The sequence below is a fragment of the Streptomyces sp. NPDC005303 genome, from assembly GCF_040607335.1.
Classification (GTDB): domain Bacteria; phylum Actinomycetota; class Actinomycetes; order Streptomycetales; family Streptomycetaceae; genus Streptomyces.
This window is the reverse complement of record NZ_JBEXGM010000035.1, coordinates 20688-35223: the sequence shown is the minus strand read 5'-3', so window position 1 is coordinate 35223 and position 14536 is coordinate 20688. Positions and strand designations below refer to the sequence as shown.

At 69.4% G+C, this 14536-nt stretch carries 10 protein-coding genes and 1 pseudogene; 7 read left to right on the top strand and 4 right to left on the bottom strand.

Annotation, left to right across the window (positions count from 1 at the left end; all coding sequences use genetic code 11):
* Window positions 1-66: 66 nt before the first annotated feature.
* From ABZT93_RS33770 to ABZT93_RS33760, 3 genes and pseudogenes are all read right to left on the bottom strand, one after another.
* A pseudogene (locus ABZT93_RS33770) lies at window positions 67-506 on the bottom strand (IS5 family transposase); the annotation flags it as partial.
* Window positions 507-1366: 860 nt separating this feature from the next.
* Window positions 1367-3679 (bottom strand): hypothetical protein, encoded by a 2313-nt coding sequence (locus tag ABZT93_RS33765; protein ID WP_356111875.1) that lies wholly within the window; start codon window positions 3677-3679, stop codon window positions 1367-1369.
* A 286-nt stretch (window positions 3680-3965) separates the two neighbouring features.
* Window positions 3966-4517: a HEAT repeat domain-containing protein gene (locus ABZT93_RS33760; RefSeq protein ID WP_356111873.1), complete on the bottom strand. Its 552-nt coding sequence runs from the start codon at window positions 4515-4517 to the stop codon at window positions 3966-3968.
* Window positions 4518-4627: 110 nt separating this feature from the next.
* Between ABZT93_RS33760 and ABZT93_RS33755 the strand changes: the two genes are divergently transcribed.
* The 7 genes from ABZT93_RS33755 to ABZT93_RS33725 all read left to right on the top strand — a co-directional run bounded on the left by ABZT93_RS33755 (window position 4628) and on the right by ABZT93_RS33725 (window position 13763).
* The gene (locus ABZT93_RS33755; RefSeq protein ID WP_356111941.1) at window positions 4628-4921 is read left to right on the top strand and encodes a hypothetical protein; all 294 of its coding nucleotides are present in this window, start codon (window positions 4628-4630) and stop codon (window positions 4919-4921) included.
* Window positions 4888-5190, top strand: coding sequence for a hypothetical protein (locus ABZT93_RS33750; RefSeq protein WP_356111940.1), 303 nt, complete (start codon window positions 4888-4890; stop codon window positions 5188-5190). Before ABZT93_RS33755 ends, ABZT93_RS33750 begins: the two co-directional genes overlap by 34 nt.
* A 646-nt stretch (window positions 5191-5836) precedes the next feature.
* Entirely contained in the window at window positions 5837-6109 is a 273-nt protein-coding gene (locus ABZT93_RS33745; RefSeq protein ID WP_356111871.1) for a hypothetical protein, read from the top strand.
* 813 nt (window positions 6110-6922) lie between these two features.
* Window positions 6923-7324, top strand: a complete 402-nt coding sequence (locus ABZT93_RS33740) for a CU044_2847 family protein (RefSeq protein ID WP_356111869.1) — start codon at window positions 6923-6925, stop codon at window positions 7322-7324.
* A 3-nt stretch (window positions 7325-7327) separates the two neighbouring features.
* Entirely contained in the window at window positions 7328-9481 is a 2154-nt protein-coding gene (locus ABZT93_RS33735; protein ID WP_356111868.1) for a trypsin-like peptidase domain-containing protein, read from the top strand.
* Entirely contained in the window at window positions 9478-10428 is a 951-nt protein-coding gene (locus ABZT93_RS33730) for a MoxR family ATPase (protein ID WP_356111866.1), read from the top strand. Before ABZT93_RS33735 ends, ABZT93_RS33730 begins: the two co-directional genes overlap by 4 nt.
* 2 nt (window positions 10429-10430) lie before the next feature.
* Window positions 10431-13763: an SAV_2336 N-terminal domain-related protein gene (locus tag ABZT93_RS33725; RefSeq protein WP_356111864.1), complete on the top strand. Its 3333-nt coding sequence runs from the start codon at window positions 10431-10433 to the stop codon at window positions 13761-13763.
* Window positions 13764-13838: 75 nt separating this feature from the next.
* On the opposite strand, the gene ABZT93_RS33720 is transcribed toward ABZT93_RS33725, so the two are convergent.
* Window positions 13839-14165 carry a hypothetical protein gene (locus ABZT93_RS33720; protein WP_356111862.1) on the bottom strand — a complete coding sequence of 109 codons (327 nt, stop codon included), beginning with the start codon at window positions 14163-14165 and terminating at the stop codon, window positions 13839-13841.
* Window positions 14166-14536: the final 371 nt, after the last annotated feature.

The following is a 14536-nucleotide window of genomic DNA, read 5'->3' as shown; positions in this document are numbered from 1 at the left end:
GCGTCGTTCCCACCGTCCGTGACGCGGTGAGCCGGACGATCGACGCTGCATCGACCGCTCCGGCTGCAGGTGGATCTTTGTGGTTAGGCCTCCTCGGGATCGGCCGAGGGCGTGATCGTCCGGTTCGTCCTGACGGTGCTTCCCCCCTTTCGGCCCGTGCCGGCGGCATGCTGGTGGGCGCGGACGATGGTCGAGTCGATCTGGACGAGCCAGTCGATGTCGCCGGCAGCGTCCGCCTGAGCCTGGACATGCTGAAGGGCTCGCGTGAACACGCCGTCCAGGGCATAACGACGGAAGCGGGTGTAGACGGTCTGCCACGGCCCGTAGCGTTCCGGCAGGTCACGCCAGGAGATCCCGGTCCGGATCTTGTAGACCATCCCGTTGAGGACCTGCAGGTCCGATACACGCGGCCGACCCGTCGCGGCCCGCGGTAGGAGTGGAGCGAGTAACTCCCACTCGTGGTCGGTGAGTTCATGGCGATGTATCACCACACCATGATCCACCATCTAGTGATCTTTGAAGACGGACCCTAGCCGCGGCGAGGTTGTTCTCAGCGAGGGCGTGCAGGGGCAGACTGTCGGGTGCGGTCATCGTGCTGATCTCCTTCGGGCTTCGACACTTCGAAGATCAGCCGGTGGCCGTCATCTATGCGGGCCTCATCCCAACGCCGGAGCAACACCCCCGGATCAGGTCGAACCCGTACACCATTTCCCTGGACGCAACCCCTCGGGTCCGTTTGGCTGGGTTGGGGCTGCCCGGAGTAGGTCCCGGCATGGAATGGGGAGATGCGCCGGCCTGGGCGGTGTTGGTGCTGTCGGCTGGTGCTTTCGTCGTGAGCATCAAGGCTCGCCAGGACGGGCGGCGGTCAGCGGATGCATCAGCCAAATCGGCTGATGCAGCGGTCCGTTCTGCAGATGCTGCTGAGGCCACGCTGGCTGATCAGCGGCGAGCGGCAGAGGAGGAACGTCGAGCGAGGCTCGAGGCCGAGCAACCTCGTCCGGATGTTCGTGTCGAGTACGTCAGCGGGGACACATGGGCGCTGCGTAATACAGGGTCCGCGCCTGCCGTCGCGGTGACGGTCGGCGAGCGTGATTGGCCACCAGGGACCGAGCGGCCGGTGGGTTGGGAGCTCGCCTGTGGTGAGGCCCGGCCGTTCATGATGGCGGGGGACATGGCGCATCCGGTGCCCGCCCAGCTGTGGTTGGCATGGTCCGGCCAGCGGGAACCGGTAGCCCGCCGGGTCCCGCCTCGCGCACCGCGGATCCGTAAGCGTTGATGAGTCACCCCGGCATCCGGCTGGACGGCGGAGTACAGGACTTCGCCGACGGTCGAAGGGGCACGCTGGAGGCCTGTTCCTGGCAGCTCGTCAACGGCGATAGCCGCGTCTGAAGTCAGCTTCTTGTTTGTTGTCCTCTTCCTCAATGGCGTCGAGGCGGCGCAGGGCATCCAAGGCGAAGGCCCGCACGGCCGCGTTCGTATCGGTCACCAGCGGGGCCAGGGCCGTGCGGCGGGGCTGTGGGTCATCGGGGAGCTCGGTGTCCAGGCCGGGTAGAACGATGCCTGCCAGGATTGCGTCCCGGCTGGCAGGGTCGAGGTTTGCGGCGAGCAGGCTCGAGACGGTTTCTGCCCACAGCGGGGTCTGCCACGCGTGTTGGATGGCGGCAGCGGCCTGCTGACGCTGCGCCGGTGATCCTGACACCCACTGCCGCACGCGCCCTGCCCACTCCTCCGTGCCACGACCGAGCGCCGACAGCAGCCGCGCGGCTGCCAGCCCCGTGCGCTCACTGGCCTCGGTGTCGAAGCGAGCTCGGTCCATCTGCCCGAGGAAGGCGCCTACGACCTGTTCACGCGCGGGCGGTGTGAGCCTCGCAAGCGAATGTGCCCAGGCGCTGGGGAGGTCATATCGGCCATCGGTGGCCAGCAGCTGTTCAACGAGGACCGCGGCGAACTCCTCGGGGAGGAAGGAAGCGATCGCTGCGGCGCCGTAGGCCGTGTCCTCATCGAAGTGCAGTGTCTGGGAGATCCGGTCGGCGTCGCTAAACCGGCGGCGCAGAGCGTCGGCGAACTGGCGAGCCACCTCACTCTCGACGGGAACCCCGTCTTTGCCTGCCTCCTTGAGTAGGAAGCCGATGACCTGAAGGGTGTTGGGAAGAGCCGCGGCTGGACACCGCGATGCCAGGGAGGCAAGAACCTTCAGGCGCTGTGCGAGCGGCTGCCTGCACGGCACCAGGTGCCAGACCAAGATCCACGTCAGCCGGGCCGCCACCTCGTCACCCGCCGCCGATCCTGAGGAAGCGGATTCCAGAAGCAGGGGCAGCAGACGCGACTCGCGCTCCGGATAGGCATCGACGCAAGCAAGCGCCGCGGCGGCCAGGCGAGGATCGCTGACGCGCTCCTCCAACCAGGGCCAGACCACGTCCGGATGGGACTGCGTGAGACCGGCCAGCAACGCGCCCTCACCGGCAAGCGGGCCGCGGGCGATCCTCTCGAGTGCCGGCCGCGGATCATCCGTGCCGGCTCCGGCCGCCTGCGCGAAAGCCGGAAGCGCACCGACCGCGACTCCGATGACGTTTGGCGCCGTTTCGTCCAGCAGTTCAAGCGCCTCCACCAGGCCCATCTCGCTGCCCAACTGCTGGGCGGAGGCGTGCTGCTGTGCTTCCAGTGCCTCGCTCCAAGGCGTCCTGTCGTGCAGCGGCTGTACCACCGCAAGACGGGTCAGGGCCGTATCCGCCAGTGCCACGACGGCCACTTCGTCTCCGGTCGCCGCGGCACCGCTGAGGGTGTAGGGCCGTGGATCGGGCCCGAGCACTGCTTGCGCGGCACTGCGTCTGACCGGCAACGGCAGCGAACTCCACCGGCCCGCGATCTGCGCGGTGAACTCCGCCGCGGCGGTATCCAGGATCGTGCCCGCATGCGCTGGCATGGCAGTGCCCGACAACAACGGCCGGGCACTCTCGCTGCGCAGACTGCCCGGCAGGGCCGCGAGTGTGTGCAGGATGGTCAAGCCCTCGCCGCTGCGCAGCGAGGGGTCGTCCAGGAGCGGAACGAGCAGGGCGAGCGCTTCGCGCAGCAACTCAAGGGTCTGCGGCCGGTCCGGCAGGACTGTGGCCTGCAAGGTGATCGTGCTTGCTGATTCCGGGCTGCCGCCCGTGCTCTCCACGGTCAGGTGCAGCAGTGGCTGCACCGCGGCCATCAGCACACGAATGAGGCTGAGAGGCCCGCGGACTGCGGCATCCTTAGGATCCAGTCCCTGCGGCGCGTACACCCGGCGGTCCCGTGCCCATTGGGCGATAACCCGCAGGACTTCGCGACGCCGCTCCAACAGGGCATCAAACTCCCGCGGCAGCGTATGGGCCGGGGCTGAGCACCACCGTGCGATGCCCCGCAGGATCCCATCGCGCCGGTCGAAGCCTTCGGCTGACAGGACCGGCTCCATCAGCCAGGCCACATCCAACATCACACTCACCGGGCTGGGCACGGTGTCGAGGCCTACGTTCTGGGCGAGTTCGGCGAACCGCTCACCAAGACGCTGCAGCCCGTACCGGTAGTGCGCCACCGGATCGCCGCCGCCCCACTTTTGAGGCGACGGTGCCAGTGGCCAGCGCCGGACCAGCAGCCCGTGCAGTTCCGCGAGGATCCCGGGAGCCGCGACAGCCACTTCCCCGGCCAGTCCCGTCACGGTCGCCCATGCGTCCAGATCCGCCTCGTCGGTCAGGCGACAAGGCGTACGCCGTCTCGTACGAGCTGATCCCGCGCAATCGAACAGCGATGTCACGCTTCGCGACGGATCCCCAAGATCTGTGCCAGAACCGAGTTTGGGAGTCACTCACGGCCCGGCGGGTGGGTTGTGTGACCTACCTTGAGTGGCCGAGGTACAGGAATCCCTGGCGAGATTGATCTTGGGCGGAACGCCTGGCCGAGGAAACGCGACCGGGCGTTCCGGGGAAGCGGCTACGACTCCGCGGTCAGAGTTCGCCGCGGCGTGCGAGCTGATTCAGCGCGTTCTCGCGGATGATCTCATTCCCATCGTCGCGCAAACCTTCGAGGGCATCCCGGGCCTCCGGGCCGGGAATGGCACCGAGGGCCCAGACCGCCTTCACTGCGAGTGCCCGGTTCTCGTCCCAGTGCAGGTGCTCGGGGACCCAGTGGGTTGCCAGGGCCAATGTCGGCACTGTCCTGGGCGAGCGGAGCCTGCCCAGCGAGCGCACGATGTCCTCATGGTCCCTGTGCCATTCGGCGGGGAACAGCTCGGTCAACGGCTCCAGGAACTCCTCGATGGAGGCGCCGGCAGCGGCATGGAGGATCAGCGCCATCTCGACGTCGTCGGCGTCCTGGCGCTCCATGGCGTCCCGGAGCAGCCTCAGCGCCAGGGCCTCGCCGTCGGACTCGCCGAAGTGGGCGAGCACCTCGTCGAGCGTGCGCGTCGGACCCTCACCCAGTCCGACCGCCAGACCCATGATCAGTTCCTGCTCATCGGGGGTCATCGCTTGACCACCTCCCACGCGTTGAACGCCCATCGGTGGACCCTAGCAAGATCATTCTCGGCGGTGCCTCCCGAACTCGTGAACATCGACTCGGCCGCCTTCGGGGCGCCTCCCGCGCTCATCGACAAACGACTCCCGTTCTGGTGGACAAAGCCACCTCGGCGACGAGCGGGGCAAGTCGGCTGCACAGCACGGTGGCGGCCACCTATGAACCAGGCCGCTCACCTACGGCCCATCCCGAAGACCGCGATGGTGACGCCGAAGACCGCGACCACCTACGAACGCTGCGCCGCGTGGTGGAGTCCGGCACCCCCATCACACAGATGGGATACGCGATCGCCGACGACGTCGACGAGATCGTCAACCGCGCCCAAGCGGAGATCCATGCGGTCACCGACGTCTGGTGCGCGAAGTCATCGAGCGGGCTGAGACGGTGACGCGCACGACGGTGCGCCGCGGCCCCGCGAAGCTCCGGCTGCCGGAGGACATCTACGAGTGGCAGCACGCCCTCGCGCAGCTACAGAACGCCGTGCGGGCCGGACGCCTCGCCGGGTTCCACGAGGTCCTCATGCGCTACCTGGAGGCGACGGCCGCCGTGGTGCGCGAGCGCCAGGAGCACATTGAGCAACGCGTCGCCGGACTGGTGCCAGCACCGCGGCCGCCACGTCCGCAGGGCAGCAAGAAGAAGCGGCGCAAGCGTCGGTGAGTCGCGCGGATATCGTCACGGACGAAACCTGGGTCATGCGTCATGCATGAGGTGCGGCCTTTCTGGCCACGCACGAAGTGTGGCGGTTCTGCACGCTCGGACTCTCCGAGAACGAGGGTGCAGAACCGTGCCCGCTGTGCGGCTGGACGTGCCGTCGGATGCGGAGAATGCAAGGGCGTGTGTCGACTCTCTCGCGTGCACGCGGCTCGCGGCACGTCCGTGACCCGTGAGGGGAAATTGGAAAGCCTCCGATTCGCTGGCAGCGCGCGGAGGCTGAAGAACATCAACAACTCGTGCTATGAAACTGTGCGTGGCTGCGTGATGCCAAAGAGTCCGTTCGCCGCCCCCCGTCATTCTTGCCGGAGTGAAGAGGACGGCGAACCACCAGACAAGGAAAACTGCCAGTTCAATCGCAGGATCCATTGGTGTCGGCTCTAGCTTGTTTGCACTAAAGCCCAGTGAGTCAGTCAAGGGCCGAAACGGGGGCTTTGTCAATACCTTTCTGGGGTTTTTTCCGCTGTGACCTCCTCTCGACATTCCCGACGTCCATAAGGCAACCTTGTCGGCAAACCCAATACCCCCTCGCGGATCGTGTCGATTCTTGCCGGAGTGAGCGACCCGCGAGGCCACCTACAAGGAGATACCAATGGTGTTCCTGCTCTGCTTCATGGTGATTGCCGGACAGCTCATCCATTCCCTGTATGTTCCCCTCTGCTCTGCGCTGATCAATTCGACCAGCCCAGAATTTGGGAGCCTCCAACACGCCCTCATGCAGATAGGAGTTGCGGCCATCTTCACGTTCGTCCTCTCCGATGTGATCAGGCGGTTCGCCTCCGCAGACGGGCGAGTTCAATGGTTCCCTGCGGCTCTGCTCGGATGGAGCCTCGGAGAACTCATTGGACCCTTCATCAGCCCCTAAAACGACCCGTAGTTAAGACAGGAACCGAGTCGGCCGGCACCGGCTCGGTTCTTCTATGTCCGCCGTACGCCGGGCCGTTCGGGCGGGATGCCTGCTGGGCCGGTGGCCGCCGACGATGCCGCCGGGCGCACGGTGAGGTGGCGACGTCGTGTGAGTGGGCGGTGGGGTGGCAGCGGGTGGGCGTCAGGTGCCTCCACGGCGGCACCGGCTTCGGCAAGACCCAATGTCTGCCTGCGCGACCTCGAGGACGAGGACGTCCGCAGGATCACCGTCCGGGCCCGTCCCACCGCCCGCGCGGTGCGGAGGCTGTCATCGAGGATGGGGCTTGTAGAAGCGCACGTTGCAGTCGGCGGCGGCCGCGAGCCCACCCCGGGGTGCAGTGCCCGCGCGCGGGCTGCACTAGTTTACCGCCAACAAGGACGAGTTCGAAGGTCGCCCGCATGCAGACCGACCCCGCATTCGAGGCACACCTGCAAGCCGCGGTGCCCGGCGGGGTGAAGCGGCGCTACCGGCTGCAGAAACGAGGGGGCCCTGGGGCGGCCTGCAGCCGGGTATCCAGCGGCGAACCTCTCTGACCTGCGACTTCGCGCTACCGGAAGGGGATGGCGTTTGGGGGTTACTACTGTGAGGGGTAATGACAGGGGCTCTCAGTTAGTGAAAGCCCCGTGCAGCAGCTCGCCCCGCACCGGGCGGGATCGCCGATGGGAGCGCGGGTCGGCGTTAGCGAAGCTGTAATGGGCGCCGGGAGAGCAGGGGCTGGTCCGTAACTGTGAACTGGCTGTCTGAAAAAGCGAATTGGTCCACAATGTGATCGTGGCCACCGCACTGCAGTCAGAGTTCGACGACGGTACGCCCGTCAGATTCCTGCTCTCTCCCGTCCCGCCCAGTGGCGCCGCGGGACGGGACGAGGATCTCCCTGCGGGGATGGGGACGTCGACGCCCGTGGCCGCCGGACGGCGGGGCGTCGCCGACTTCGCGACCGGTGCCCTGCGCAGTGCCCTGGCACCGCTCGGCGTGCTGCTCCAGGAGGTGCACAGCACCGTCAACGCCGTGCCGGAGCCGCCCAGCGAGATGAGCGTGACGTTCGGAGTGCAGGTGGGGCACGACCTGAAGTTCGGGATCGTGAGCGGCAACGGGCAGGCGCATCTCACCGTGACCGCGACCTGGCAGCCGCCACCGGCCGACGGAGGCACGGCGGCACCGGGCGCGGAGTGACCAATGGGCTGGTTCCTCCTAGCCGAGACGGTCCCCGACGACGACCCCTCCCACCATGTGGTCACCGTACGGCGGACGAACGACGGCCTGACCGCAGGAGCGGGCCTGGTCGTGGGCCTGGACACCGTGCTCACTTGCGCCCACGTCGTCAACGACGCGCTGGGCCGGCCCCTGCTCGACCCCCGTGATCCGGAGCGGCGGCCCCTTCTCGTCCAACTGCACGGGAAGCTCGGCTCCCGTCAGTACTTCGCGCACGTCGAGCACTGGATCCCACCGCGTTCCGAATATGGCGGGAGAGTACTGGAGGGAGACACGACCTGGCTCGGCGACCTAGCGGTGCTGCGGCTCCAGGCGGCAACCGGTGAACTGCCAGCACCGCCGCGCAGGACCACGATGTCGCAGCAACAAAAGGTGCAGGCATGGCACGGGAGCGGGAAGGAGGCGACCTTCGCCGACCTCACCGTCACCCTGCTCGCCGGCCCCATCGGCTACATCGACGGAGCGCCGACCGGTATGGCGGTGGGCCCCGGTTACAGCGGCAGCCCCTTGTGGTCCCCGCACCACCGGGCCGTGGTCGGACTGGTGGCCGCCGCCTTCCTGCTGCCCGGCCAAGACCCCGACTCCGGTGCCCCGCTCCCATACCACCCCCAGCAGATGAACCGGCGCGGCTGGGCCATCCCCTGGCAGCGCGTCGAGGCGGAACTGCGGCCGCTGGGCGTCCTGGACGCCCTGTCGCCCGAGCCCGTCGATCCCGAAGACCCCGCATTCGGGGTGCTCGCGGACCTTGTCGCGGACCTCCTGCCCTCGGGGAACGGGCGCGTCGACTTCGGTCGCCGGCTGGCCCGGGCGTGCGGTGTCGGCTACAGCAGCGACGTCACTCCACCCACGCCCGAGGAGTTCGCTATGTTCCTGCTCTCGCACCCGCGTGCCATTGCCGCCCTCACGGCGGTGCTGCGCCGCGAGCCCGGCGGGGCCTCCCGGCGCGTCCTAGCCGTCGCCGGTCTGGTCCGCGCCGCCCGGCTGCTGACCCCGCAGGAGTACCTCGAACTCCGCGACCGGCTTCAGATCCTGGACCCCGGTGTGCTCGCCCGGCTGCCCGAGACAGTGCGGGCCGCGCTGCCGCACCTCGCCGTTTTCCCGGACGGCACAGATCTGGACGCGCTGCTCGACCAGTTGGAGGCACTGCCGGGTGACGGTCGCTCCGCCGACGGGGAGGCCAGGGTCCCGGCGCTGCTGCGGGTTATGGAGTACGTCGCCGCGCTCTGCGTGGAGCCGCGTCAGTCGGAACTGCGCCTGTGGGCGAACAGAGTCGTGGCGCGGCTCGGCGTCCCGCGGGCTGCGCTGGCTGAGCGGCGCTGGGACGCACAGGTGTGGGCCCGCTCGGTACGGGACGGGTCCCGGCGCGCGCGGGTCCTGGTAGAGGTGACCCGGGCGGAGCGCGACCGGCACCGGCTGGGCATCTGGTGCGACGAAGGCTCCGGGCCCCGGCGGGTGTCGGTCAAGAGCGTGGGGTCCTACTCGGCCTCCGAGGCGGCCCGGGAGGTCCTGCGGGTGGTCACCTCGCTGACGCCCGACGCCGTGGACGCTCGGCCGCCCCTCGTCGAGGTGCTCGTGGACCGAAAGAGCCTGAACCTGCCCGTCGATGAATGGGAGGCACGGGTTCCGGGCGAACTCGTGCCCGGCGTGCTCGGCGTGGAGTTCCCTCTCGTCGTGCACTGCCCCGAACTCCTGCGCCGGCACGGGCGGTTCCTGCCCCACTGGCGCACCAGGTGGAGCCGGCTCGACTCGGGGAAGACTTTCGTCGTCGACGAGTCCATGGACCCGGACACGCTCTACCCGAAGCTTGTCAACCAACTCGACACCGTACGCGTCTCCGTGGACGTACCGCCCGGTTCGCCGCGGGACAGCATCGTGCAGACTTGCCTCGTCCTGGGCATTCCGGTGGTGGTGTGGGACCGCGGACCAGACGGAAGGTCCCACGCCGTCAAGCACATGGCGGACGTCGCCACCCGTGAACTGCCCGAGGGAATACGCGGATACCGTGCGGGCTCACTGGCCAGTCCGCCCGAGTTCCCCGGCCGGCCTGTGCTGGCCTGGGCCGACGCCGACCGGACCACGCCCCGACTACAGCTGACCGAACCACAGGAGGGCGCATGACTTCGGCTCCCGAGGCGGACTGGCGTCTCTTCCGCGGTGACGGCGTCCCGAGGGCCGTGGCCCTCCCGTCTGCCCCACCGTGGCGCCGCTTCACCCCGGTGCGGACGATGCGTTCCGAACTGCCGTACCTCATTGAGCGGCAGCACGCGGACGTCGTCAACGCCGCACTGCATTTGCGCCGTCCCCTGCTGGTCACCGGGCCGGCCGGCACCGGCAAGTCGTCGCTGGCCCGGGCGGTCGCGCACGAGCTGCGCTTGGGCGAACTGCTGCGCTGGTCGGTCAACAGCCGCTCCACCGTCAAGGACGCGCTCTACCAGTACGATGCGATCGGCCGGCTGCGCGAGACGACACTCAGCCGGGATAGCGGTGAACGCGAGCCGTCCATCGGCTCGTTCGTCCGGCTCGGCCCGCTCGGTACCGCCCTGGTCCCGTCGGCCACCCCGCGCTGTCTTCTCGTGGACGAGATGGACAAGGGTGACGTCGATCTCCCCAACGACCTGCTCACAGTCTTCGAGGAAGGCGTCTTCGACATTCCGGAGTTGACCCGGCTCCCGGAGGACATGGCCGACGTCGAGGTGCAGACCTACGACCACGGGGGCACGGTTCGAGTGCATCAAGGGCTCGTGCAGTGCGCGGAGTTCCCCGTCGTCGTCATCACCAGCAACGGCGAGCGGGACTTCCCGCCCGCATTCCTGCGCCGGTGCATCCGGCTCCAGCTGCCGGTTCCGGACGAGCGGCGGCTGCGGGCCATCGTCGAGGCGCACCTGGGCGTGGACGCGCTGCGGGCGGCCGACGATCTGATCGAGGCATTCCTGCGCCACCGCGCCCCGGGCGAACTCGCCACCGACCAGCTGCTCAACGCGGTGTTCCTGCGCACTGGCGGGGTCGACCTGAACGCGGAGGGGCTGCTCGACGCCGTACTGCACCGGCTCACCGGGGCGATGTAACAATGGCGGGCGGGGGCCGCGAGCGGTTCGGCGAGATGCTTCGGGTGCTCGCCGCCTGCGGGCACGACCTGGACGCCGATGAGGTCCTCGACGTGTTGTGGCTGGCGCGCCGGCTGCCCGTGGGTGAGGACGCGCCGCTGCACCTGGAACCGTCCGCTGAGCGGCCGCACCCCGCCCCGCCGTCAGCCGTCCCGCCGGACCCGGCTGCTCCCGAGCCACCGCCGCCCGATCCCGACGACCCGGGGCTGCCCGACCTCATCCCGCCGACCTTGTACGCGGCGGCCCGCCAGACTCCGGCGCCGCAGCCGGTCTCCGGGTGGCCCGGCGCGGCACCCCGCCGGGCCATGTCCGTCAGGGTGCCCGAGAGCAAGGCCCTCGCCGACGAACTTGCCGTCAGTCGGGCGTTGCGGCCTCTCCGGCGCCGTCTGGACAGCCGGCACCGTCTGGAGATCGACGAGGAGCGCACCGCCGCCCGGTTCGCCGAGGCCGGGCTGCCCGACATGGTGCTGCGCCCGGCACGGGAGCGCTGGCTGCATCTAGTGCTGCTCGTCGACGACGGTCTGTCCATGCTGCTGTGGCACCGGCTCGGGGCCGAACTGCGGGTCCTGCTGGAGCGGTTGGGCGCCTTCGTCACGACCAGGGTGCTCGGCCTCGACACCCGCGCGGGACGCCGGCCACGGCTGCACGCGGGACCGTTCCGGCCCGACAGCCCCGAGCTGCCGCTCAGCACCGTCAACGACTCCTCCGGCCGCACACTCATCCTTGTCGTCAGCGACGGCATGGGCCCCGCCTGGCGGGCGGGCGTGATGCACGAGCTGCTGACCGAACGGGCGGCGCACGGACCGGTCGCGGTGCTGCACACCCTGCCGCCGGAGATGTGGGAGGCGTCGGGCATCGCCGCCCAGCACTGGCAGGTCACCACCCGGCGAATCGGCGGCGCCAACACCTCCTGGGAGATTTCCGACCCCGTACTCCCGGCGGGGCTGGGCGAGTTCGACGGCGTACCCGTGGCGGTACTGGAGCCGACGGCCGCGTCACTGCGCACCTGGGCGCACCTGCTCGCCTCGCCCGGTACCTCCGCGGAGCTGCCGCTGCTCACCCGCCCCGGCCGGGCTGGCGCCGTCGCCGCCTCAATCGATCCGGACAGCACTCAGCACTTCCGCGACGCGGCCACTCCCGAGGCCTACCGGCTCGCCGCCCATCTCGCTGCCGTGTCCCCGCTCTCGGTGCCGGTGATGCGGCTCGTGCAGGGCGAGGTGCTGGCGGCACGGCCCTCGCATCTGGCAGAGGTCTTCCTCGGCGGTCTGGTACGGCCGCATCCGGCACCCGTACCGGGCCCGCTGCCGGCCAAGCACCGGGTGTTCGACTTCTCGGAGGAGGCCAAGGCAGTGCTCTTGGACGCGGTGCCGCAGGCCGAACTCCTGCGCACCGGGCGACTGATCGGACACCGCCTTGAGGAACTCGCCGGGAACTCCCCCGACTTCCCCGCCTGGCTGGCCCATCCGGACGGCTCCGCACAACTGCCCGCCTCGCACCAGCCATTCACTAGCATCGAGCGACGGCTGCTCACCCGGTTCGGGGTGTCCTTCGACCGCGTCTCCCCGCTGCCCGGGCCCCGGCCGGAGCCGGTGGACGCCGGGACCGCGGACGACTGGGTGCCGCTGACCGCCCAGGACCCCGTCCGGCTCGGTCCGTACGCTCTGCTCGGGCGTCGCCGAGGCCGCCGTACGGTGGTCTACCGCGGGGTCACCGCGGACGGCGCGGAGGCCGTGCTGCGGGTGCCGCGGCCGGATCTGCCCGCAGCCAACGTCCGGTTGCTGGAAGTGGAGGCAGAGGCGCTGGCCCGGCTCCAGGGACCGTACGTGCCCGCGCTGCTCGCCACCGGGTTCGACGACTCGCCGCCCTGGCTGGCGATGGCGCCGATCGCGGGCACCGAGGCACCGCGCGCACGACCTCCACAGCTCGTCGACTTCGTCAACGAGGCGATCCCGACCGGGGCCGCGCCCTTCGACACGCTCCGCGGGCTCCTCGTCGCTTACCATCTGGCCAGCGCGCTCGCCCTGTGCCACGCATCGGGACTGATCCTCGCGGACCTCAACGCCGACGACGTGTACGTGCTGCGCCGCACCGTCATCCTCGGCGGCCTCTCGGACTGTGTCGTCGACGGACGTCACCTGGGCCCCGGACCGGTCCCGACGGCCGCGGACAACGTCCGTTCGCTGGGCGGGCTGCTCCAGCTCGTCAGCACCAAGGCGGGGTTGCGCCTGGCGGGCCTTGCCGAGGGCATGCACCTGTGGCAAGGCACCACCTGGGAGCCGCTGCGGAAGCTGGTGCTGCGCTGTCTCGACGACGATCCCGGACTGCGGCCGACGGCGAGCGAGGTCGCCGACCTGCTGGCCCGGTACATTGCCCAGAACCGGATGAGCGGCCCACGGAGCGGCGCAGGCGTCGACGGCGGTGTGCGCGCGGCGGCCCGGGTTCGCCTCACCCCGCCCCGACGCTCCGGACCACTTTCCCCGGAACCACCTTCGCTGCGGCTGCCCCGTTTCGGCGCGGGCCGCCGGGAGGGCGAGGCCCGGCTGGAGCGGCTACGCGTCCCGCTGACGTACAGCAGACGGCTGACCTTGGTCGGCGCCTACCACTACAGCGGGCGGGCCACGACTACGGTCGCGCTGGGCTCCCTGCTAGCCGCGGTGCGCGGCGAACCGGTGCTGGCCCTCGATGGGGCTGCCTCGGAGGGGGCGCTTGACGAGTTACTCACCGACCGCAACCCGGCCACCGTGCGGGATCTCGCCGACCTGCCACCGGACCCGTCGTACGCCTCGGTGAGCGCCCTCGCTACGAAGCTCCCGTCTGGTCTTGAGGTGGTCGCCCACCGCGCGGGCCGCTACGGCCCGAACCCCCTGCACGCACAGGAGTACGCGCGCGTGCTGGAACACACGGCGCCGTACTACCCGTTGGTGCTGACCGACTGGTCGCCCCAGCGTCTGGACCGGTCAGCCGACGTGGTGCTGGACCACACGGATCAGTTGATCCTGTGCTGCGGCACCACCGATTGGTTCCTCGACGCGGCGCTGCGTCTGCTCGACGGAATGCGGGAAGAGGGACGTCGAGAACTGGCCGACACGGCGATCCTGGTGGCTGGTCAGATCGACGGCTCGTACCCTTCGCGACCGCGCGACAACTTCACCCCCCGACTGGGCATTCGGCCGGACCGGATCGTGAACGTCCCCTTCGACAGCGCGCTGCGCACGCCCGGCTGGGAGGTGGACCAGCTGCGGGTGGCGACGACCAACGCCTTCCTGGATCTGGCGGAACTGGTCGTCACGCCCTGACCCGCGAACGCGGGAAACCTCGGCCACTGCTTCGGCGGCCGGGGATCCCGGCGGAACGTCGGACGAGACCGGAGGTCAGATGAGGCCGAGGGCGCGGACCGCCTCGCGCTCCTCCTCCAGCTCCTTGACGGAGGCGTCGATGCGGGCGCGGGAGAACTCGTTGATGTCCAAACCCTGGACGATCTCGTAGGCGCCGTCCTTGGTGGTGACGGGGAAGACGGAGAGAAGGGCCTCCGGGATGCTGTGGCGTAGCTGTCGGCCTTGCTTAATGATCTTGGTTGTGGCCTGCTGTTGCTCAGCTTTATTGAGCGGTGTGTTCGTTTCGTGGGGGCGGTCTACGCGAAGCCGGGTGTGCGGCGCTGGTGGTTGCGTGGGCTGAGCTGGGTGTTTGGTACTGCGCACTGTGCTGGGTGGGGCAGCGGTTTTTGCGCTAGGTGGTTGGCGCGCTTGTAGGTAGGGGAGTTGTCGGGCGATGTGCTGGGGCGGTGTCGGGGCGTTCAGCGTGGTCTGGCGTTGCCGGTGCCGGTTGTGGTCGGCGGGTGCGAGGCGGGCCTGGACGGGGCCCGGCCGACGGCATCCTGCCCGACCTGGGATCAGTACGGGCTTGCGAGGTATCTACGAGTGGTGGGCTTCGCTGCCTGACCGCACGCGCTCCCGTGCCCTCACCGGATACGGCCTGATGTGAGTGGGCGGTGGGGGTGCAGTGGGTGGGCGTCAGTGGGATTGCGGGATGGTGGCCTGGTGGCGGTCTTGGACGGGGTGTTGGTTGCTGT